The organism is Actinomadura macrotermitis (genome assembly GCF_009604375.1).
GTDB lineage: Bacteria > Actinomycetota > Actinomycetes > Streptosporangiales > Streptosporangiaceae > Spirillospora > Spirillospora macrotermitis.
Genome location: NZ_WEGH01000003.1, coordinates 1,028,944 through 1,050,333, shown reverse-complemented (window position 1 = coordinate 1,050,333; position 21,390 = coordinate 1,028,944). Strand labels below are relative to the sequence as shown.

General features: G+C 74.9%; 19 protein-coding genes. 14 read left to right on the top strand and 5 right to left on the bottom strand.

The window, feature by feature from the left end:
- Nucleotides 1–7: 7 nt before the first annotated feature.
- Complete coding sequence (locus tag ACRB68_RS26200; RefSeq protein WP_153536779.1) at nucleotides 8–952, top strand: substrate-binding domain-containing protein; 945 nt, start codon at nucleotides 8–10, stop codon at nucleotides 950–952.
- On the opposite strand, the gene ACRB68_RS26195 is transcribed toward ACRB68_RS26200, so the two are convergent.
- Both ACRB68_RS26195 and cofD read right to left on the bottom strand, forming a co-directional pair.
- The gene (locus ACRB68_RS26195; RefSeq protein ID WP_328594798.1) at nucleotides 949–2,223 is read right to left on the bottom strand and encodes a coenzyme F420-0:L-glutamate ligase; all 1,275 of its coding nucleotides are present in this window, start codon (nucleotides 2,221–2,223) and stop codon (nucleotides 949–951) included. The genes ACRB68_RS26200 and ACRB68_RS26195 overlap by 4 nt on opposite strands.
- On the bottom strand, nucleotides 2,220–3,158 hold the full coding sequence (gene cofD, locus ACRB68_RS40615) for a 2-phospho-L-lactate transferase (RefSeq protein WP_153536777.1): 939 nt from the start codon (nucleotides 3,156–3,158) through the stop codon (nucleotides 2,220–2,222). The genes ACRB68_RS26195 and cofD overlap by 4 nt, the downstream gene beginning before the upstream one ends.
- A gap of 135 nt (nucleotides 3,159–3,293) precedes the next feature.
- Between cofD and ACRB68_RS26185 the strand changes: the two genes are divergently transcribed.
- The 4 genes from ACRB68_RS26185 (at nucleotide 3,294) to ACRB68_RS26170 (ending at nucleotide 9,119) form a co-directional block, all read left to right on the top strand.
- A complete protein-coding gene (locus ACRB68_RS26185; RefSeq protein WP_153536775.1) occupies nucleotides 3,294–4,223 on the top strand; it encodes a hypothetical protein in 930 nt (309 codons plus the stop codon).
- Nucleotides 4,224–4,474: 251 nt separating this feature from the next.
- On the top strand, nucleotides 4,475–4,690 hold the full coding sequence (locus ACRB68_RS26180) for a WhiB family transcriptional regulator (protein ID WP_153537861.1): 216 nt from the start codon (nucleotides 4,475–4,477) through the stop codon (nucleotides 4,688–4,690).
- A gap of 167 nt (nucleotides 4,691–4,857) precedes the next feature.
- The gene (locus tag ACRB68_RS26175) at nucleotides 4,858–7,815 is read left to right on the top strand and encodes a glycosyltransferase family 2 protein (protein WP_328594796.1); all 2,958 of its coding nucleotides are present in this window, start codon (nucleotides 4,858–4,860) and stop codon (nucleotides 7,813–7,815) included.
- Entirely contained in the window at nucleotides 7,812–9,119 is a 1,308-nt protein-coding gene (locus tag ACRB68_RS26170) for a DUF5719 family protein (protein ID WP_153536774.1), read from the top strand. Before ACRB68_RS26175 ends, ACRB68_RS26170 begins: the two co-directional genes overlap by 4 nt.
- Here ACRB68_RS26170 and ACRB68_RS26165 read toward each other — a convergent pair.
- Nucleotides 9,116–9,544, bottom strand: a complete 429-nt coding sequence (locus ACRB68_RS26165) for a metallopeptidase family protein (protein ID WP_328594793.1) — start codon at nucleotides 9,542–9,544, stop codon at nucleotides 9,116–9,118. The genes ACRB68_RS26170 and ACRB68_RS26165 overlap by 4 nt on opposite strands.
- Before the next feature lie 162 nt (nucleotides 9,545–9,706).
- Between ACRB68_RS26165 and ACRB68_RS26160 the strand changes: the two genes are divergently transcribed.
- The 5 genes from ACRB68_RS26160 to ACRB68_RS26140 all read left to right on the top strand — a co-directional run bounded on the left by ACRB68_RS26160 (nucleotide 9,707) and on the right by ACRB68_RS26140 (nucleotide 14,252).
- Nucleotides 9,707–10,087 carry a DUF3499 domain-containing protein gene (locus ACRB68_RS26160; protein WP_328594792.1) on the top strand — a complete coding sequence of 127 codons (381 nt, stop codon included), beginning with the start codon at nucleotides 9,707–9,709 and terminating at the stop codon, nucleotides 10,085–10,087.
- A 413-nt stretch (nucleotides 10,088–10,500) separates the two neighbouring features.
- Nucleotides 10,501–11,853: a phosphomannomutase/phosphoglucomutase gene (locus tag ACRB68_RS26155; RefSeq protein WP_328594791.1), complete on the top strand. Its 1,353-nt coding sequence runs from the start codon at nucleotides 10,501–10,503 to the stop codon at nucleotides 11,851–11,853.
- Nucleotides 11,850–12,032, top strand: a complete 183-nt coding sequence (locus tag ACRB68_RS26150; protein WP_328594790.1) for a Trm112 family protein — start codon at nucleotides 11,850–11,852, stop codon at nucleotides 12,030–12,032. Before ACRB68_RS26155 ends, ACRB68_RS26150 begins: the two co-directional genes overlap by 4 nt.
- A gap of 132 nt (nucleotides 12,033–12,164) precedes the next feature.
- The gene (locus ACRB68_RS26145) at nucleotides 12,165–13,301 is read left to right on the top strand and encodes a bifunctional phosphoglucose/phosphomannose isomerase (protein ID WP_328594789.1); all 1,137 of its coding nucleotides are present in this window, start codon (nucleotides 12,165–12,167) and stop codon (nucleotides 13,299–13,301) included.
- Nucleotides 13,302–14,252 (top strand): cation diffusion facilitator family transporter, encoded by a 951-nt coding sequence (locus ACRB68_RS26140; protein ID WP_153536772.1) that lies wholly within the window; start codon nucleotides 13,302–13,304, stop codon nucleotides 14,250–14,252.
- A 54-nt stretch (nucleotides 14,253–14,306) separates the two neighbouring features.
- On the opposite strand, the gene ACRB68_RS26135 is transcribed toward ACRB68_RS26140, so the two are convergent.
- Entirely contained in the window at nucleotides 14,307–15,368 is a 1,062-nt protein-coding gene (locus tag ACRB68_RS26135; RefSeq protein ID WP_153536770.1) for a hypothetical protein, read from the bottom strand.
- Between the two features lie 507 nt (nucleotides 15,369–15,875).
- Here ACRB68_RS26135 and ACRB68_RS42585 point away from each other — a divergent pair.
- Nucleotides 15,876–17,342 (top strand): sensor histidine kinase, encoded by a 1,467-nt coding sequence (locus ACRB68_RS42585; RefSeq protein ID WP_328594788.1) that lies wholly within the window; start codon nucleotides 15,876–15,878, stop codon nucleotides 17,340–17,342.
- Between the two features lie 18 nt (nucleotides 17,343–17,360).
- On the top strand, nucleotides 17,361–18,032 hold the full coding sequence (locus ACRB68_RS26125; protein WP_153536766.1) for a response regulator: 672 nt from the start codon (nucleotides 17,361–17,363) through the stop codon (nucleotides 18,030–18,032).
- Nucleotides 18,033–18,050: 18 nt separating this feature from the next.
- On the opposite strand, the gene ACRB68_RS26120 is transcribed toward ACRB68_RS26125, so the two are convergent.
- Nucleotides 18,051–18,419 carry a MerR family transcriptional regulator gene (locus ACRB68_RS26120; RefSeq protein WP_153536764.1) on the bottom strand — a complete coding sequence of 123 codons (369 nt, stop codon included), beginning with the start codon at nucleotides 18,417–18,419 and terminating at the stop codon, nucleotides 18,051–18,053.
- 145 nt (nucleotides 18,420–18,564) lie between these two features.
- Between ACRB68_RS26120 and ahcY (ACRB68_RS26115) the strand changes: the two genes are divergently transcribed.
- Nucleotides 18,565–19,995 carry an adenosylhomocysteinase gene (ahcY, locus tag ACRB68_RS26115; RefSeq protein WP_153536762.1) on the top strand — a complete coding sequence of 477 codons (1,431 nt, stop codon included), beginning with the start codon at nucleotides 18,565–18,567 and terminating at the stop codon, nucleotides 19,993–19,995.
- Between the two features lie 73 nt (nucleotides 19,996–20,068).
- Entirely contained in the window at nucleotides 20,069–21,325 is a 1,257-nt protein-coding gene (ahcY, locus tag ACRB68_RS26110; protein ID WP_153536760.1) for an adenosylhomocysteinase, read from the top strand.
- Nucleotides 21,326–21,390 lie beyond the last annotated feature (65 nt).

Sequence of the window (21,390 nt, the reverse complement as noted above, 5' to 3'; positions counted from 1 at the left end):
CTAACGCGTGGAGCAAAAAGCGGTCGGGCGCCGGCCCGTGATGTGGGTCGGCGCCGCAGTCCTCGCGGTCCTGACGGCGGGCGGCGGCGCGTGGGCGCTCGGCGCCTTCGACGGCTCCTGCGGCGCCACGCTGCGGATCACCGTGGCCGCCCAGCCCGAGATCGCGCCGGCGCTGCGCGAGGCCGCCGCGAACTTCACCGTGGAGAAGCACCGCGTCCGGGGACGCTGCGTGCAGGCCGCGGTGACGCCCGTCGCGCCCGCCGACTACGTCCGTGACGCCGCGCGGCGCGAGATCGGCGACGCGTGGGTGCCCGAGTCGGCGCTCTGGCTCGGCGTCGCCCGCGACCGGGGCGTCCGCTCGGTGCCGGACAGGGCGCCGTCCATCGCCGCGTCCCCGGTGGTGCTGGCCGCGCCCCGCGCCGCCGACCCCGGGGAGCAGAGCTGGCAGGCGCTGCGCGACACCGGCCACAGCCGCCGGGCGGACGGCATGAGCGGCACCGTCGCGCTGATCGCCCTCGGCCAGATCGACTCCGCCGACGACGATCTGGTCAAGGACCTGCGCAAGGGGCCCGCGCTCGCCGGCCTCACCGCCGTGGAACGCTCCGCCGACCCCATCGTCGTCACCACCGAGCAGGCCGTCGTCGCCTACAACGACACGCACCGCCCGAACCCGGCGGCCGCGCTCGTCCCGCGCGAGGGCACGCTGCTGTTGGACCACCCCTTCGCGGTCACCACGGCCGACCCGGGCCGCCGCGACGCCGCCCAGGCGTTCCTGACCGCGCTCGGCACCCGCTCGGCCCGCGACATCCTGCAGCGCGCCGGGTTCCGCACCGTCCAGGGCACGTTCGCCCCCGAGTACGCGCAGCGGTTCGGGCTGACCGAGCGGCCGCCGCGCGCGCTGCGCCCGCCCGAGCTCAAGGAGATCAGGCAGGCGCTGAAGGCCTGGGGCTAGCGGACCTCGATGAAGGCGTCCGCCGGGCGCGGCGGCCGCTCGCGCGGCGGCGCCGCCGGGTGGCCGACGCCGACCGCGCCCATCGGGTCCCAGTCGTCCGGCAGCTCCAGCACCTCGCGGACGACGTCGCGGCAGAACATCGTGCTGGACACCCAGCACGACCCGAGCCCCTCCACCGCCAGCGCGACCAGCAGGTTCTCCACGCCCGCGCCGGCCGCGACGACGAACATCTCCCGCTCGGCGCGGGCCCGCCGCTCGTCGGGGTAGTCGTGCGAGCCGTCCATGACCAGGCACGGCACGATCAGGTACGGCGCGCGGCGCAGCACGTCGCCGCGGCGCAGCCGCTTGGCGATCGACTCCTCGGTGAAGCCGTCCCGGCGCAGGTCGGCCTCCCACGCGTCGCGCATCGCGTCCAGCAGCCGCACCCGCGACTCCGCCGACTCCAGGAGCACGAACCGCCACGGCGTGGTGTGGTGCGGGGCCGGCGCGGTGATCGCGGCGGCGACCGAGCGGCGCACCGCCGCCGGGTCCACCGGCGCCCCGGTGAACTCGCGGATGGTGCGGCGCGCCTGCAGCACCTCCGACGGCCCGTAGCGGAACATGTCCTCGTCGGGGGAGCGGACCAGCGCCCGCGCGCCCGGCCCGTCCTCCTCGGTGACCAGGGCGGCCAGGCCCCGCACGACCGCGACCGGCACCCCGTCCAGCTTGCCCTTGACCAGCTCGCCCGCCGCCGCCACCTCGTCGGCGACGGCCGTGATCGTCGCCTCGAGCCGGTTGCCGTGCGCGTCGGCGCGGCCCCGGAAGTCGTGCAGCGGGTCCAGCCCGGCCGCGCCGATCGCCACGTCGGTCAGCCCGTTGCGCCACGGCCGGCCGAAGGTGTCGGACACGAGCACGGCGACGTTCAGCCCGGTCCGCGCGCGCAGCCCGGCGCGGATGCGCGCCGCCGACGCGTCGGAGTCCTCGGGCAGCAGCAGGACGGTGCCGGGCGCGGTGTTGGAGGCGTCCACCCCGGCCGCCGCCATCACCAGGCCCTGCCGGGTCTCCACGATCCGCGTCGCGCCGCGCCGCGCCACGACCCGGACCGTCTCGGCGTCGATCGCCTTCTCCCGGTCGGCGGCGACCAGCACCCGGCCCTCCGCCTTGCTGACGATCTTGGAGGTGACGACCAGGATGTCGCCGTCCTCCAGCATGTCGCCCGGCACGAGCGCGGCGATGTCGTCGCCCTCGCGCACCTCGGGCAGCCCCGGGATCCCGAAGACCTGAAGGTTCACGACAGCTCCCCGGCCAGGTCCAGCGCGGCGCGGGCGATGGCGGCGGTGGCGTCGGTGTCGCTCATCAGCAGCGGCCGCGACCGCACCTCGACGCCCTCCACCCGCACGCCCGCGTCGGCCTCGTCCACCAGCCAGCCGTCCAGCAGGTCCGCGCCGTAGTGCTCGGCGACGGCCTGCGCCGAGGTCTCCACGCCGATCGCCGTCAGGCACGCGTCGGCCATGCCCCGCACCGGCGCCCCGCCGATGATCGGCGACACCCCGACCACGGTCTTGGCCGCCACCGCCGCGCGGATGCCCGGCACCGCCAGGATCGTCCCGACGCTCACCACCGGGTTGGACGGCGGCAGCAGCACCACGTCGGCCGCCTCGACCGCCTCCAGCACGCCCGGCGCCGGCTTGGCCTCGTCCGCCCCGATCGGGGTGATCGCCACCGCGGGCAGCGACGCGCGCAGCCGCACCCACCACTCCTGGAAGTGGATCGCGCGCCGCCCGTGCCCGGGGTCGTCGACGACGACGTGCGTCTCGACCTGGTCGTCGCTCATCGGGATCAGCCGCACGCCCGGCTTCCACCGGTCGCAGAGCGCCTCGGTCACCGCCGACAGCGGATAACCGGCCGCCAGCATCTGGGTGCGCACGATATGGGTGGCGAAGTCCCGGTCGCCCAGCCCGAACCAGGACGGCCCGACGCCATAGGCGGCGAGCTCCTCCTTGACGGTGAACGCCTCGCCCTCGCGGCCCCAGCCCTGCTCCTCGTTGATGCCCCCGCCGAGCGTGTACATCACGGTGTCCAGATCCGGGCAGACCCGCAGCCCGAACAGCGAGATGTCGTCCCCGGTGTTGCCGATCACGGTGATCTCGGCGGCGGGCTCGGCCGCCTGAAGTCCACGCAGGAAGCGAGCCCCACCGATACCGCCCGCCAGCGCCACGATCCTCATGCGGCAAGCCTAGGGCCGGTCCGGGACCGGTGCCGCGCCGGGCTCGGCCGGTGGGTGGCGGGAAGAGACGGTGGGGGGCGTGATGTGCAAAGCTTTGCGATGTAATCCGGATTGCCTCTGTCGGGAGATGCCGTCGTGAACAAGGAAGCCGTCCAGCGCCTGCGCGAACCGGCCGCCTGGGTATTGCTCGTCTCCGCGGGCCTGCAATTGCTGGCCGGCCTGATGGCCCTGTTCGTGGGCGGCGGCGGATTCACCTACCGCGCATTCGGCGAGACCCAGTCGGGCTTCTTCACCCAGGTCGCGACCGTGGCGCTGCTGGTGCTGGCGGTCGCGCTGGTGAACTGGCCGGCCGAGAGCGGGCAGGCCCGCACGATCACGATGGGGGCGCTCGGCATCCTCGGCGGCATCGCGCTGTTCGGCGTCGTGTGCTGGCTGAGCGCGATGCTCGTCAGCTCCGAGTACGCCGGCGCGGGCTCCAAGCTGGCGGTCTTCCTGTACGGGGCCTCCAAGCTTGCGGTGGTCGGCGTCGCCGGCTGGTTCGTCTTCACGGTCTTCCAGGGGATGATGCCGCCGCGGCCGAAGCCCGCCGGGCAGATGCCGCAGGGCGGCTACCCCGACTTCGGGTACCAGCAGGGTCAGCCCCAGCAGTTCGGGCAGCAGCCCCAGTACGGGCAGCCGCAAGAGCAGCAGTACCAGCAGTACGGCCAGCAGTTCGGACAGCAGGGCAACCCGCAGGGCACGCAGCCGGCGGGTTACGACCAGCAGCAGTACGCGCAGCAGCAGTACCAGCAGTACGGCCAGCCCGAGCAGCAGTACGGTCAGCCGGAGCAGCAGCAGTACCAGGCCTCCCCGCAGCCGGGGCCGGCGCAGGAGGCCGAGGACGAGAGCATGGGCGAATGGACCCGTGCCTACGGCGGATCGGGCGAACCGGACCCTAACCAGCCCGGTTCCACGGGGACCCCGCATGGTCTTGGTCAGCAGGGGTATGGTCAGCAGCCCCGACAGGGCGAGGGGCAGCAGGGCGAGGGTGGCGATTGGTATCGCGACAACCGTCCACCTCAGTGATGCAGTGATTATCTGATCTCTGGTCAAAGCAGATCGCAGCCGATACCCCAAAAACCCCTCATTGCCCCATGACAAACTCGTTCCGCTTGACGGAGCGGGTACTACACACGTGTAATTTCGTGGGTGTAGTTCTATGCCTTCTCGGGGGACGGAGCTCGAGGGAAGGCATTGACCAGGGGGCTCCACGGGCTAGGAGGTGCGCTGTGAGCGAGGTAGTGATCCCGCTGGCGCACGGCACAGACGGCGAAGAGATGGGCTGGCAGGAGCGTGCCCTGTGCGCGCAGACGGACCCGGAGGCGTTCTTTCCGGAGAAGGGCGGGTCCACTCGTGAAGCCAAGAAGGTGTGCCGGGCATGCGAGGTTCGGGCGGAGTGCCTGGAGTACGCGCTTCAGCATGATGAGCGTTTCGGTATTTGGGGGGGACTGTCGGAGCGGGAACGTCGCAAGCTGAAGCGCCAGGCCGTCTGATCCAGGCGGAGTGAACGGAGCGCGACCGCGGGAAGACCCCCAGGCAAGACCCGGATGATATGTGGGGATTCGGGAAGGTTCCTGGCGGTCACGCGTACAGTTGTCAGCCGTGCGGCCCTTCGGGGCGGCACGGCTGACGGCTTTCCCCCACGAGATCGCGCGGTTCCGTGTCGCCCACTCTCGATCGTCACCACGTCACCGCCGTCCTGGTCGTCCACGACGGCGCGCGCTGGCTGCCCGCGGCGCTGAAGGCGCTGCTCACCCAGTCCCGCCCGGCCGACCGGCTCACCGTCGCCGACACCGGCAGCCGCGACCGCGGCCCCGCCGTGCTCGCCGAGGTCGCGGGCGCCGGGAACGTCCGCACCCTGCCCCGCGCCACCGGCTACGGCGCGGCCGTCGCCGAAGCGCTGCGCGACCTCCCCGGGCCGTCGCCGGAGACGATGCAGTGGCTCTGGCTGCTGCACGACGACTGCGCGCCGGCGCACGACGCGCTCGCCTGCCTGCTGCGCGCCGCCGGCGCCGACCCGCGCATCGCCGTCGCCGGGCCCAAGGTCCGCGACTGGGACGACCGGGCCGTCCTGCTGGAGGCGGGTGTGGCGATCGACGGCGCGACCCGCCGCCACACCGGCCTGGACGGCCGCGAGTACGACCAGGGCCAGCACGACGGTGTCCGGGACGTGCTGGCCGTCGGCAGCGCCGGGATGCTCGTCCGCCGCGACGCCTGGGACCGGCTCGGCGGCTTCGACCCCGCGTTCGGCCTGTTCCGCGACGACGTCGACTTCTGCTGGCGCGCGCACGCCGCCGGCCACCGGGTGGTCCTCGCGGGCGACGCCGTCGTGCACCACGCCGAGGCGTCCCGCCGGGGCCTGCGCGAGACCGGCGCCGTGGCCGGGAGCCACCGCCGCCGCGACCGCCGCAACGCCCTCTACGCGCTGCTCGGCAACCTGCCCGCCCGCCGCCTGCCGCAGGCCCTGCTGCGCAACGGCTGGGCCGCGCTGGTGCGGGCGCTCTGCCTGCTGGCCGTCAAGCGCCCCGACGCCGCCCGCGACGAGCTGGCCGCGTTCGGCGGCGTGCTGGGCGCCCCCGTCGGGTTCTGGCGGATGCGCTCGGCGCGCGCCAAGGGCCGTGCGCAGGCGTACCGCGCGGTCCGCCGCTTCCTGCCGCGCCGGGTCGCGCTCCGCCGCGCCGCCGAGGCGGTCGCCGGCCGGTTCGGCGGGGACGAGGCGCCGGCCCCGCGCGGGCCGGGCCCGGTGCGCCGCCTGCTGGCCCGTCCCGCCGCGCCGCTCGTGCTCGGCCTCGGTGTGATCACGGTGGCGGCCGAGCGGTCCCGGGTGCCGGCGGGCGGCGCCCTCGGCGGCGGCGCGCTGGTGCCCGCCCCGGGCGGTGCGGGCGACCTGTGGGGGCAGTACCTGTCGGGATGGCATCCGGCGGGCCTCGGCTCGTCCGCCGGGAGCCCGCCCTACATCGCCGTCCTCGCCGCGCTGTCCACGCTGCTGCTGGGCAAGCCGTGGCTGCTGATCTCGCTGCTGCTGCTCGGCAGCGTCCCGCTGGCCGGCCTCACCGCCTACCGCGCGTCCCGGCTGCTGATCCCGCGCGACGCGGCGGCGCTGCGGGTCTGGTTCGCCGCGACGTACGCGCTGCTCCCGCCCGCGACCGGCGCCATCTCCGGCGGGCGCCTCGGCACCGCCGTCGTCGCCGTCCTGCTGCCGCTGATCGCTCTCACCGCGTCCCGGATGCTCACCGCGGACGCCAGGCCCGCGGGCCGGGCCGCGTGGGCGACGGCCCTGCTGCTCACCGTCGTACTGGCGTTCGTCCCGCTGGCGTGGCTGCTCGCGGCGCTCGGCGGCGCGGCCGTCTGGGCGCTGTTCGGACGGCCCGGCGGGCGCGTCCGCCGCCACCTGGTGATCGCGCTCGGCGTCCCGCCGCTGCTGCTCCTGCCCTGGACGGCGGGCCTGCTCCGGCACCCCTCGCGGTTCCTGCTGGAGGCGGGCCTGCACGCGCCGGCCACGCCGCCCGCGACCGCCGCCGGGCTGCTCACCCTGAACCCCGGCGGGCCGGGCACGCCCGCGCCCTGGATCATGCTCGGGCTGCCGCTGGCGGCCGGCTGCGCGCTCTGGGCCCGCAGCGGCCGCCGCGTCGTGCTGACGGGCTGGCTGCTGGCCCTGGCGGGGGTGCTGGTCGCGATCCTGGCGTCCGCCATGACCGTGACCAAGGGCGCCGACGCGGCCCCCGCCTGGCCCGGCGTCGCACTGCTGGCCGCCGCCGTCGGGCTGCTGGCCGCCGCGACCGCCGCCGTGCGGCGCGCGCTGCGGACGCACCGGCTCGTCGCGGCACTGATCCTCGCGGCGGTGGTGAGCACACCGCTGCTGGCCGCCGCGTCCTGGATCGGCAACGGCCGGGACGGGCCGCTGGGGCGCGTCGACCCTGACGCCTTCCCCGCCTACCTGAACGGCCCCGAAGGCCCCCGCACCCTCGCCCTGCGCCAAGACCCCGACGGCCGCGTCACCTACACCGTGCTGCGCGGCGCCGCCCCCGTGCTCGGCGAGGCCGAGACCCCGGCCGACGACCGCGCCCGGCGCCGCATGGACCGCCTCGCCGCCGCGCTCGCCGGGGCCCGGCCCGGCGACGACGGCACGGCCCTCGCCCGGATGGGTGTCCAGTACGTCATGGTCCGCTATCCAGGCCGTGAGCCTCTTACCGCCGTGCTGGACGCCGCACCCGAACTGACCCGCCTCAGCCGCACCACCGAGTTCGCCGCCTGGCGCGTCCAGCCCCCGGCCGGGCGCCGGATGCTGCTGGACGGCGCCGCCGTCACCCCGCTGCCCGCGCACGGCCCCGTCCGCATCCCGCCCGGCGGCCCCCGCACGCTGCTGCTGGCCGAACCGGCGGACGGCGGCTGGCACGCCACCCTGGACGGCCGCGACGCCGCGTCCACCACCGTGGACGGCTGGGCGCAGGGCTACCGCATCCCGCCCGCCGGGGGCGTGTTCGACGAGCGGCGCGGCATGCTGCTGCGGCACATCTGGCTCGTCCTCCAGGGCGCCGGGACGCTGCTGGTGATCGCCCTGGCGCTGCCGGGCGCCCGGCGCCGCCGCGTCCAGGTCCGGCACGAGCCGGTCCCATGATGGACCTCCGCTCCCGCCTCGCCCCCGCGCTCCTCGTGCCGGTCGCGGTCGCGGCGCTGTACGGGGCGGCGCAACTGTCCCGGCCCGCCGCCCGCCAGGCCCCCGCAGGGACACGGGTGCCGATCACCTTCGCGCTGGCCGCCTGCCCCGGCGGCGACGGCACCACGACCGTGCGGGCGCTCCCGCAGCGGCCCGGCCGCCTCGCCGTCACGGCCGCCGGCGGCGCGACGCTCGCCGCCACCAACGCCCCGGGCGCGGCCTGGACGGGCGACCGCGCCGGGCCCGTCGTCGTCCGGGCGGACGGCGACCTCGCCGCCGGCCTGGCCGCCGAACGCACCACCGACCGCGGCCTCGCCGCCGTCCGCTGCGCGGCGCCCGGCACCGACCTGTGGTTCCTCGGCCCCGGCCCGGCCGCCGGCGCCCGCCTCGAACTGCACCTCGCCAACGCCGACGACCGGACCGCCGCGGTCGACATCACCGCGCTGTCCGGCGAGGGCCCGCTCGACACCCCCGACGGGCGCGGCGTCCCCGTCGCCCCGCACGCCACCAGGGTCGTGCGGCTCGGCGCGCCGGGGGAGGGCCTCGGCGACATCGTCGCGGGCGCCCGCGACCTCGCGCTGCGCGTGCACGCCACCGTGGGCCGGGTCGCGGCGTCGGCGCACGCCCGGGCCGGGCGGGGCGCCGACTGGCTGCCGCTCGCCCCGGAACCGGCCCGCGCGCTGATCGTCCCGGGGGTGCCGGGCGGGCCGGGCGCGCGGCGGCTGGCCGTCGCGGTCCCCGGCGACGCCGACGCCCGCGTGCGGATCCAGGTCCTCACCGGGCAGGGCGCGTTCGCCCCGCAGGGCCAGGAGGTGCTGGACGCGCCCGCCCGGACCGTCACCACCGTCGACCTGGACCGCGCCCTGGCGGGCCGGCCCGCCGCCGTCCGGCTCACCGCCGACCGCCCCGTCGCCGCCGGGTTCTCCGTCGCGAGCGGCGGCGACGTCGCCTACGGGACGGCCACCCCGCCGCTCGGCGCGGACGGCGCGTTCGCCGCCGACGCCCGCCTGCCGTCCTGGCTCAGCCTGACCGCGCCGGAGGGGCCCGCGCACGTCCAGGTCGCCGGGACACGCATCGACGTCCCGGCGGGGCGGACGGTGGAGCGGCCGCTCGCCGCCGGCGGAACCGGCATGACGGTCGTCCCGCTGGCCGGATCGGGGCCGGTGCACGCCGCCCGCACCACCGTCGCCGACGGCCGGATCACGGTGCTGCCGCTCGTCCCGGCGGCCCGCACCACCTGGCTGCCGCCGGTCGGCGCGCGCTAGTCGTCGGGCGAGTCGTAGCTCGGGTCGACCGACTCGGGGGACATCCCCAGCAGGTCGGCGACCTCCTCCACCAGCACGTCGCGGATCAGCCGGGAGGTGGCCGCCTCGCCCTCGGCGCGCGCCTCCACCGGCCGGCGGTAGACCACGATGCGGACCGGGCGGCCCGGCTCGCCGGGCTCGGTGCCGCCGAGCGGCACCGTGTCCACCGGGTCCGGGCCGACGTCGGGGACGTCCTCGACGACGAACTCCACCTGCGCCAGCTCGCGCTCCCAGCGGCCGCCGAGCCGCGCCACCTCGCCCGCGACCAGGTCGTCGAAACGCTCGGCGCGGGTGCGGGAGACCGGGGCCTGCGGGGGCGTCAGCGGGCCGCGGAGGCCGCGGCCGTGCCGGTCGCGGCGCCGCACGCCAACCACACGGGATCGCACGTGCCCCAGCCTACCGCCACGCCCCGCGGTCCGCCCGGGCGACGGCCCCGCGCGCCCGGCGCGCCACGCTATGTAATCGTTACCGGGGAAATTGACCGGTAACGGCGACACGTGCACCGGGGTGGTGGCGGACACGGCGGGAGCGGGGTACGGTCGGCCATCGTGAGCCCCGTCCGCATCTGCTCCCGCACCGCCTGCAAGGCGCCCGCAGTGTTCACGCTCACGTACGTCTACCGCGACTCCACCGCTGTCCTGGGGCCTCTCGCCACGTACGCCGAGCCACACTGCTACGACCTGTGCGCGGAGCACTCCGAGAGGCTCACCGCGCCCATGGGCTGGGAGCTGGTCCGGCTGCCGGTGGAGACCGAGACCGAGCCGAGCGCCGACGACCTGGAGGCCCTCGCCGACGCCGTCCGCGAGGCCGCCCGCCCGGCGGGCGCGCCCGGCGCCGAACCGGTCGGCCAGGGCACCGAGGTGGGCCGCCGCGGCCACCTGCGCGTCCTGCGCTCCGAACCCGCCGGCACCCAGCCCGTCCAGGAATAAGCCCCGCCCGCACCGAAGCCGCCCTTCCGGGGGCGTGAGGGCGTCCCCTCCCGGGCGGTTCGGCCCCGCCCGCAGCGAAGGCACCCCTTCCGGACTCCAGGCGTCTCCCCCTGGTAAGCGCAGCCCGGCTCACGGCGGAACCGCCTCTTCCGGGCTTCGGGCGTCCCCCCATAAGCGCAGCCCGGCTCGTGGCGGAGCCGCCTCTGCCGGACTCCGGGCGTCCCCTTGGGCGGCTGGGCGGCGCAGCCCGCCCGCAGCGAAGCCGCTCCCTTTGGGCCCCGAGGCCGTCCCTCTCTGGAGGCCCGGTCCGCTGAGCGCGGCGAGGCTCCCCGGGTAGTGCGGCCCCGGCCCTCCCGCTGTGGCCGCGCCGGTAGGCTCGGGGGCCGCAAGGACGACGGGAACAGGGGGCAGGAGTGGGCGACCTCGCCAAGATCTTCAAGGCGTACGACATCCGCGGCGTGGTGCCGGCGGAGCTGGACGCCGCGACCGCCGAGGCGGTCGGCGCGGCCTTCGTGCGGGTGACCGGGGCCTCCGCCGTCGTCACCGCGCACGACATGCGCGCCTCCTCGGCCCCGCTCGCCGCCGCCTTCGCGCGCGGCGCGACCGCGCAGGGCGCCGACGTCGTCGAGGCCGGGCTCGGCTCGACCGACCTGCTCTACTACGCCAGCGGCACGCTGGACCTGCCCGGCGTGATGTTCACCGCGAGCCACAACCCGGCCCGCTACAACGGGATGAAGCTGTGCCGGGGCGGCGCCCGCCCGATCGGCCGCGACACCGGCCTGAACGACATCCGCGACCTGGTGGCGCAGGGCGTCCCGGCCCACGACGGCAAGCCCGGCACGATCACCCGGCGGGACCTGCTGAGCGGCTACGCCGACCACCTGAAGACGCTGGTCGACCTGTCGGGCATCCGCCCGCTGAAGGTCGTGGTGGACGCGGGCAACGGCATGGGCGGCCACACCGTCCCGCCGACGTTCGCCGGGCTGCCGATCGACCTGGTCCCGCTGTACTTCGAGCTGGACGGCACCTTCCCCAACCACGAGGCCAACCCGATCGAGCCGGAGAACCTGCGCGACCTGCAGGCCAAGGTCCGCGAGACCGGCGCCGACATCGGGCTGGCCTTCGACGGCGACGCCGACCGCTGCTTCGTGGTGGACGAGCGCGGCGAGATCGTCTCGCCGTCCACGATCACCGCGCTGGTCGCCGCCCGCGAGCTGGCCAAGTACCCCGGCGCCTCGATCGTGCACAACCTGATCACCTCCCGCGCGGTGCCGGAGATCATCGCCGAGCACGGCGGGACGCCGGTGCGCACCCGGGTCGGGCACTCGTTCATCAAGCAGACGATGGCCGAGACCGGCGCGGTGTTCGGCGGCGAGCACTCGGCGCACTTCTACTTCCGCGACTTCTGGTTCGCCGACTCGGGCATGCTGGCGGCGCTGCACGTGCTGGCCGCGCTCGGCGAGCAGTCCGAGCGGACGCTGTCGCAGCTGCTCGGCGAGTACTCCCGCTACAGCGCGTCCGGCGAGATCAACAGCGAGGTCGCCGACCAGGCGGCCGCCGCCGAGCAGGTCCGGCGCGCGTTCCAGGACCGCCCCGGCGTTACGATCGACGAACTGGACGGGCTGACGGTGGGCGCCGCGGACTGGTGGTTCAACCTGCGGCCGTCCAACACCGAGCCACTGCTGCGCCTCAACGCGGAGGCCGCCGACGAGCGGACCATGACGGCGATCCGCGACGAGGTGCTGGCCATTGTGAGGGGGAAGTGACGGTGAAGCTCGACTCCTGGCTGCTGGAGATCCTGGCCTGCCCGAACTGCAAGGGGGCGCTGCGGGCCGACGAGGCCGCCGACGAGCTGGTCTGCACGGGCGAGTGCGGCTACGTGTACCCGGTGCGCGACGGCATCCCGGTGCTGCTGGTGGACGAGGCCCGGACGCCGGCTTCGTGAGCGCGCGGGAGGCAGCGGCCGATCGGGAAGCACGGTGAGTGAGGCGAAGGGGCGCGGCGCCGTCCGGACCGAGGAGCCCGCGACGAGGGAAGACGGCGCCGTAAGGCGCCCCGCAGCCGATCGGGAAGCACGGTGAACGGTGTCGATGTCGGGCGGCTGAGCGACGCCGCGGCGATCGAGGCCGCCGACCCGGGCGGGATGCTGCGCCAGGTCGCCTCGTCGGCGGCGCAGATCCGGGAGGCGCGGCGGCTGACGGCCGAGGCGGGCCTCGCGGGGCTGGCCGCCGACGGCCGGCCGCGCGCGATCGTGATCACCGGCATGGGCGGTTCGGGGATCTCGGGTGACGTGCTCGCCGCGGTGTGCGGGACGGGCTGCCCGGTGCCGATCGTGACCGTGCGCGGCTACCGGCTGCCCGGCTGGGTCGGCGCGGCCGACCTGGTGATCGCGGTGTCGTGCTCGGGTTCCACCGAGGAGACCCTCGCGGTGGCCGCCGAGGCGGCCCGGCGCGGCTGCCGGCTGCTGTCGGTCGGCGGCGAGGGTTCGCCGCTGGCCGATCTGTCGGCGCAGAACCGCGGCCTGTTCGTGCCGGTGCGCTCGGTCGGGCAGCCGCGCTCCACGCTGTGGGGCCTCACGGTGCCGCTGGTCCTGGCGGCGCGCGAGCTCGGCCTGGTGGACGCCTCCGACGAGCTGCTGGAGTCGGTCGCGGCGCGGTTGGAGGACGTGGCGCACCGCTGCCGTCCGGCCAGCGAGACGTTCGTGAACCCGGCCAAGCGGATCGCCGCGGAGCTGGTCGGCGACATCCCGATGGTGTGGGGGTCGTCGGCGCTGGCGGGCACGGCCGCGTACCGGTTCTGCTGCCAGCTCAACGAGAACGCCAAGTACCCGGGCGTCTTCGGCGACCTGCCCGAGGCGAACCACAACCAGGTGGTGGCGTTCGACGGTTTCTTCGCGGGCGCGGCCCGCGGCGCGGACGTCGACGACTTCTTCCGGGACCGGTCCGAGGACGCCGAGCACGGCCTGCACCTGGTCGTCCTGCGCGACACCGAGGAGCATCCGCAGGTCGCCAAGCGGCGCGCGGTGTCGGTGGAGCTGGCGCGGGCGCGCGGGGTGGCCGTCACCGAGATCGTCGCCGAGGGGGAGCACCCCCTGGAGCGGATCGCGTCCTTGATCGCCTTGGCGGACTACGTCACGGTTTACTTGGCTATCGCGTTGGGGGTCGACCCGACGCCCGTGTCGGCCATCCAAGAGCTCAAAGCGAGGATTGTGTAGATGAGTGCAGAGGGCGGAACGAAGGCGATCGTCGCCGCGCTGGGCGCCAACCTGGGTATCGCGGTGGCGAAGTTCGTGGCTTTCGTGTTCACGGGCTCGTCCTCGATGCTGGCCGAGTCGATCCACTCGGTGGCCGACTCGGGCAACCAGGGCCTGCTGCTGCTGGGGCGCAAGCGCTCCGAGCGCGACCGGTCGCCCAAGCACCCGTTCGGCTACGGCCGTGAGCGGTTCTTCTACGCCTTCGTGGTCGCGGTCGTGCTGTTCACGGTCGGTTCCGCGTTCTCGCTGTACGAGGGCTTCCACAAGATCGCCGACCCGCACAAGGTCGAGTCGCCGGCCTGGGCGTTCGGTGTGCTGATCTTCGCGATCCTGCTGGAGGGCTACTCCTTCCGCACCGCGATCAAGGAGTCGAACACGCTGCGCGGCGACAAGTCGTGGGTGCAGTTCATCCGCCGCGCCAAGGCCCCCGAGCTGCCGGTGGTGCTGCTGGAGGACTTCGCCGCGCTGATCGGCCTGATCCTGGCGCTGATCGGCGTCACGCTCGCGGTGGTCACCGGCGACGGCGTCTGGGACGGCGTCGGCACCGTCGCGATCGGCGTGCTGCTCGGCGCGGTCGCCACCATCCTGGCGATCGAGACCAAGAGCCTGCTGATCGGCGAGGGCGCCGACCCCGAGCAGGAGGGGCGCATCATCGCGGCGCTGGAGTCGGTGCCCGAGGTCGACCACGTGATGCACATCCTGACCGAGTACGTCGGGCCGGAGGAGCTGCTGATCGCCGCCAAGATCGCGGTCTACCACAACGACACCGCGGCCGAGGTCGCGCGCGGCATCGACGCCGCCGAGGCCAAGATCCGCGGCGAGTTCCCCGAGGCCAAGCTGATCTACCTGGAGCCCGCGCTGGACCCGGCGGACTGCCGCCAGGCCAGGCCGGGGAGCACCGCCACCTCCTGACGCCGTGTCCCGCCGGGCGCCCGCCGTTCTCCGGACGGCGGGCGCCCGCGTATTTCAGCGCGGGCGGGGCGCGGTCGTCCAGGTGATGGCGTGCCGCAGCGGGTCGGCGTGGCGGCCGTAGGAGCCGGCAGCCGTCATCCGCGTGGTGCCCGGGACGCGCGCGAGGCCGAGCACGGCGGCCGGTCCGGAGTCGGCGTCGTCGCCGCTCGGGTCGGGCACCGGCGGCCGGGAGACGTCCCAGCGGCCGTCCGCCCAGTGCGCGGCGATCGGACGGCCGCCGTCGTCCTCGCCGCCGGCCCAGACGCCGCCGCGGCCGTCGCCGGCGACGGTGTCGAAGCGGCCCTTCAGGCCCGGGACGGGGACGGGCGCCCAGGAGCGGCCGTCCCAGCGCTCGGCCAGCGGCGCCGTCGCCGTCGCGCCCACGGCCCAGGCCTCGGCCGGGGACAGCGCCACCACGTCCGTCAGCCAGGCGCGGCCGCCCCGCGCCGCGCCGGGCGGGGACGTCCAGGACCGGCCGTTCCAGTGCATGATCAGCGGGCGGTCGTCGCGGCTGCCCACCGCCCAGGCGTCGGCCCGGCCGCGGGCCGAGACGGCGGTCAGCTCGCCGGTGACGGGCGCGATCGGCGCCCGCCGCCACGCCTTGCCGTTCCAGTGCCACGCGGCGGCCTTGCCCTTGGCCGATCCGGCGATCCAGACGTCGTCGTTCGCGCGCGCGCTCACATCGCGTGGCGTGCCCGGGAAGGGGCTCTGGCGCCACTGCCGTCTGTCCCAGCGGAAGACGCTGCCGATGTCGCCCTTGTGGGCCGCGACGGCCCACGCGTCCCGGCGCGAGGCCGCCGAGACACCCTCCATGATCGTCTCCGGTGCGGCCGGGACGAGGGTCTCGCGCCACTGGGTCCCGTCCCAGACCACCGCGAACGGGGCGTTGCCGCGCCGCCCGACCGCCCAGCCGGCGCCCGGCGCGGGCTGGGTGACATCGGTGAGGACGGTGTCGGACGGCCGGCCCTGCGGCCGTACGTAGCGCCAGCAGCGGCACTCGGCCGCCGCCGCGGTGAGCGTGCCGCCGGTCAGCGCGGTGGCCGCGCCGAGCACGACGGTGGTGCGGAAAAAGGTCATGACAGCCCCCGGAGATCGATTCTCGGGGAGCTTGATCAACGCGATGGGCGAGAGGTGGGGCACCGGTGGCAAAGGACCCGTCACCGTTCAGAAAGGGCATCGGGCGAAGGGCATCGTTCGCCCAAGGCGGCGGGAAGGCCGTTCCCTCGCCGACCGGCCAGTGCGCCGATCGTCCCCAGCCCAGGCATGACCGGTCGTGTCCCATGAGGGGCACGCGCGGCCGGCCGGCAAGGGCGCCTTCCCATGCGTCCCGTCCGGACCCCTGAACACCGGACGGTTCTGGTGTGACCGCGGCGGCGCATCCGGACCCCCTGGCCGGTCGCGCCGCCGTCGCGGCCACAGGAAGAACACTACGTTCGCGCAGGTGGCCCGCACGTCCCCCGAAAGGAGGGACCCTGTGTCGTCCTCCAGGGGGATGAGGGCCCGGTCCCTGGCACCGGGAGGTGAGGCGGCCTGTGGCACCCCGAGGTGACGTGGTCGCGCGGGCGCAGGGGCCACTATGGACTCGTGAGCAGTGACGACCGGCCCGACAGCCCCGCCCCGACCGCCTTCGGCCCCGCCATCGCGCATCACGCGTGGCGGCTGTCGGGGCGCATCGTCGCGGGGGTCGGGCAGCTGCTGCTGTGGGTGCTGACCGGCATCGGCCGCGTGCTGCGGCCGCTCGGCGCCCGCATCGGCGCGAAACTGAACGGCGGCCCGCCCCCGGCTCCGGGGGTGACCGCGACGGCCCCGCTGCCGCGGTGGATCCACATCTGGGTGGAGGTGGCCGACTCCTGGTACTTCGCCCCGCTGACCGGGCTCGCCCTCACCGTCGCCGCGCTCGCCGAGCTGGCGCCGCGGGTGGCGTCCCCGCTCAGCGTGCCGGGCGCGTTCGCGGTCGCCGCGACGCTGCCGCTGGTGTGGCGCCGCGAGTACCTGCGGCCGGTCGCGGCCGTCGCGCTCGCCGCGTTCGCGGCCAGCCTGCTCACCGGCCAGGTGCTGCTGATCACCACCACGGTCGCGGCGCTGTACACCCTGTACGCGCTCGGCCGGCGGCTGCCGCGCCAGTCCACCGGCGTGCTCGCCGCCGGGTCGGCCGCCACCGTCGCGGTCGTCTACCTGTCCACCGGCACGCTGGACGACGTGCCCTGGCCCGCCGCCGTCGTCGCGGTGCTGGCCGCGATCGGCCTCGGCGACGCGCGCCGGGTGGTGGAGTCGGCGGGCCGCACCGAGGCCGCCGCGCAGGAGCGCACCAGCGAGACGCTGACGCAGCTGATGGCGGTGCAGCGCGAGCAGGCGGTGATGCGCGAGCGCGCCCGCATCGCCCGCGAGCTGCACGACGTCGTCGCGCACTCGGTCTCCATGATCGCGGTGCAGGCGGAGACCGCGCCCTACACCATGGACGAGCTGTCCCCGCAGGCCCGCGCCGGCTACACCGAGATCGCCCGGACCGCCCGGGAGGCGCTGGTGGAGATGCGCCGGCTGCTCAGCGTGCTGCGCGCCGACGCCCAGCCCGAGCCCGAGTCGGCGCCGCAGCCGCGGCTGGACCGGCTCTCGGAGCTGATCGACCAGCACCGCGGCGCGGGCGGCCAGGTCGACCTGGCGGTGCACGGCGACCCGCGCGCGCTGTCGACGACCGTGGAGCTGTCGGCGTACCGGATCGTCCAGGAGGCCCTCACCAACGCCCGCCGGCACGCGCCGGGCGCGGAGGTCAAGGTCGATCTGATGTACCTGCCGGACCGGCTGGAGGTGCGGGTCCGCGACGACGGCGCGGCCGCGCCCACGATGGTGCTGAACCGGGAGCGGCCCGCCGCCCGTACCGCCGTGCTGGACGACCCGGCGGGATCGGGCCACGGCCTCGTCGGGATGCGCGAACGTGCGACCATGCTGGGCGGACGGTTCTCCGCCGGCCCCGCCACCGAGGGCGGGTTCGTGGTGGAGGCCGAGCTTCCGCTGGACAGGGAGGGGAATCCCGCTCGTGAGGCGCCGCGCTGACCGCCCCGGAGGGCCGCAATGATCAAGGTCCTCGTGATCGACGACCAGACCATCGTGCGCGCCGGCTTCGCCGCGCTGCTGGCCGCCCAGCCCGACATCACCGTGGTGGGGGAGGGCGGCGACGGCAACGACGCGGTCCGCCTCGCCGAACGCGAGCGGCCCGACGTGGTCGTGATGGACATCCGGATGCCCGGCATGGACGGCATCGAGGCGACCCGCCGCATCCTGGCCCAGCCGTGGGCCGAGAACGTCCGGGTGCTGGTGCTCACCACCTTCGACGTGGACGAGTACGTCTACGACGCGCTCGCCTGCGGCGCCAGCGGCTTCCTGCTGAAGGACGCGACCGCCGACGAGCTGGTGTCGGCGGTGCGGGTCGTCGCGCGCGGCGACTCGCTGCTCGCGCCGCAGGTCACCGGGCGGCTCATCCGCGAGTTCACCAGGCAGCGGCGGCACCGGCCGCAGGCCCCGGCCGAGCTGGCCACGCTCACCGCCCGCGAGAACGAGGTGCTGGTGCTGATCGCGGGCGGGCTGTCCAACGGCGAGATCGCCGCGCGGCTGTTCGTCAGCGAGCACACCGTGAAGACGCACGTGGCGCGGGTGTTCACCAAGCTCGGGCTGCGCGACCGGGCGCAGGCGGTGATGCTGGCGTACGAGTCGGGCGTGGTCGTCCCGGGCGCCGCCGGGGAGTGACCGGCCGGGAGTGATCTCTCAGCGCCCGCCGGGGCGCGGCCGTCCGGCGGGCGGGCGCAGCAGCCGCAGCGCCTTCTCCTTCTCGAAGTCCAGGTAGCGGGCGGGCGGCGCCGACAGCCGGCCCATCCGCTCGCCGAGCTCGCGCACCCGCGCCTGCACCTCGGGCTCGGCGAGGACGCGCAGCCCGAACGCCAGCTCGGCGGGGCCGATGTCGTAGCGCTTCTCCAGGGCGAGCGCGAGCGCGACGGCGCGCAGCTCGGCGTCGCCGAACCGGCGGTGGCCGGGTCCGGCCTTCTCCCGGGTCGGCGGCAGCAGGCCGAGGGCCTCGCGGTAGCGGAGCATGCGAGGCGAGATACCGAGTCGGCGGGCGGCCTCCGTGATACGCATGGGGCCGATTCTGACAAATCCGTGTCAGGAAGTCGCCCTCGGCCGTGCCCCGCGGCCGCCGCCCCGCCTAGACTCGGCGGTGATCCGGCCCCGCGCGTCCCCTTCGTGTCGCGGCCGTCACGCGGACTCAAGGAGCAACCACAGCATGGACTACAAGGTCGCCGACCTTTCGCTGGCCGACTTCGGGCGCCGGGAGATCCGGCTCGCCGAGCACGAGATGCCCGGTCTGATGGCGGTGCGCAAGGAGTACGCCGACACGCAGCCGCTGCGCGGTGCCAAGATCATGGGCTCGCTGCACATGACGATCCAGACCGCCGTGCTGATCGAGACGCTGGTCGACCTCGGCGCCGACGTGCGCTGGGTGTCGTGCAACATCTTCTCCACCCAGGACCACGCCGCCGCCGCGGTCGTCGTCGGCCGCGACGGCACCGCCGCCGAGCCCAAGGGCGTCCCGGTCTTCGCCTGGAAGGGCGAGACGCTGGAGGAGTACTGGTGGTGCACCGACCAGGCGCTGCGCTGGCCGGACGGCTCGGCCCCCAACATGATCCTGGACGACGGCGGCGACGCGACCCTGCTGGTGCACAAGGGCGCCGAGTACGAGAAGGCCGGCGCGGTGCCGACCGCCACCGAGGACGACCCCGAGGAGTGGGGCATCATCCTCGACACGCTGCGCCGCACCATCGCCGAGACCCCGGGCCGCTGGACCGAGACCGCCGCGACGGTCAAGGGCGTCACCGAGGAGACCACCACCGGCGTGCACCGCCTCTACGAGATGGCCAAGGCCGGCACCCTGGCCTTCCCGGCGATCAACGTCAACGACTCGGTCACCAAGTCCAAGTTCGACAACAAGTACGGCTGCCGCCACTCGGTGATCGACGGCCTGAACCGCGCCACCGACGTGCTGATCGGCGGCAAGGTCGCGCTGGTGGCCGGCTACGGCGACGTCGGCAAGGGCTGCGCCGACGCGCTGCGCGGCCAGGGCGCCCGCGTCATCGTCACCGAGATCGACCCGATCTGCGCGCTGCAGGCCGCGATGGACGGCTTCCAGGTCGCCCGCCTGGACGACGTGGTGGACCAGGTCGACATCTTCGTCACCACGACCGGCAACTTCAACATCATCACCGCCGAGCACATGGGGCGGATGAAGCACCAGGCGATCGTGTCCAACATCGGGCACTTCGACAACGAGATCGACATGGCCGGGCTGGCCAAGGTCCCGGGCATCGAGAAGATCGAGATCAAGCCGCAGGTGCACGAGTGGCGCTTCGCCGACGGCCACTCGATCCTGGTGCTGGCCGAGGGCCGGCTGATGAACCTGGGCTGCGCCACCGGCCACCCCTCGTTCGTGATGTCCAACTCCTTCACCAACCAGGTCATCGCGCAGATCGAGCTGTTCACCAAGACCGAGGAGTACCCGGTCGGCGTGTACGTGCTGCCGAAGCACCTGGACGAGAAGGTCGCCCGCCTCCACCTGGACGCGCTCGGCGTCAAGCTGACCGAGCTGACCAAGGAGCAGGCCGCCTACATCGGCGTGCACGTCGAGGGCCCCTACAAGCCCGACCACTACCGGTACTGATCAACTTCCGGTAGAACGGCCGGACGGCCGCCGCACCCTCCGTGCGGCGGCCGCCCGGCACGTGGGGGGCCGTATGAGTGACATCGCCGACGTCTCGCTGGCCTACGCGGGCGTCAAGCGGATCGAGTGGGCCGACCGGACCATGCCGGTGCTGCGCCAGATCCGCGACCGGTTCGCCGCCGAGCGCCCGCTGGAGGGGCTGCGCGTCGCCGCGTGCATGCACGTCACCACCGAGACCGCGAACCTCATCCGGACCCTGCAGGCCGGGGGCGCGCAGGTCGCGCTCGCCGCGTCCAACCCGCTGTCCACCCAGGACGACACCGCCGCCGCCCTCGCCGCCGAGTACGGCGCGCAGGTGTTCGCCCGCGCCGGCATCGACCGCGAGGGCTACTACCGGCACATCCACCAGGCGCTGGAGATCGGCCCGGACCTGGTCCTGGACGACGGCTGCGACCTGGTCAACATCCTGCACCTGGAGCGCACCGACCTGCTGGCGGGCGTCAAGGGCGGCTGCGAGGAGACCACGACCGGCGTCATCCGGCTGCACCAGATGGCGCGCGAGAAGGCGCTGCGGTTCCCGATGGTCGCGGTGAACGACACCGACACCAAGCACATGTTCGACAACCGCTACGGCACCGGGCAGTCGACGCTGGACGGCATCATCCGGTCGACGAACACGCTGCTGGCGGGCAAGACGGTCGTCGTCGCCGGGTTCGGGTACTGCGGGCGCGGCCTGTCGGAGCGGGCCCGCGGGCTCGGCGCCCGCGTCGTGGTCACCGAGATCGACCCGGTGAAGGCGCTGGACGCGGCGCTGCAGGGCTTCGCCGTGATGCCGATGAGCGAGGCGGCGAAGGCCGGGGACGTGTTCATCACCGTCACCGGCAACCGCGAGGTGATCACCGGCGCGCATCTGGCCGCGATGAAGGACGGCGCGATCCTCGCCAACTCGGGGCACTTCGACGTCGAGATCGACGTGCGCGCGCTGGAGGACCTGGCGGTGGCGGTGCACCGGGGCGTCCGCCCGCAGGCCGACGAGTACGTCCTGGCCGACGGCCGGCGCCTGGTCCTGCTCGCCGAGGGCCGGCTGGTCAACCTGGCGGCGGCGGAGGGCCACCCGGCCGCGGTGATGGACATGTCGTTCGCCGACCAGGCCCTCGCCTGCGCCTGGCTCGCCGCCGCGCACGCCACCCTGGAGCCGGCCGTGCACGAGGTGCCGAAGGAGATCGACACCGAGGTGGCCCGGCTCAAGCTGGCGTCCATGTCGATCGCGATCGACGCCCTCACCCCGGACCAGGAGGAGTACCTGCGCTCCTGGCGGCTCGGCTCCTGACCGGCCCTCCAGGGGTCCTTCAACAGGGGCGATCACTTTTGCGCACCCGCCTTGTGACGTGATCA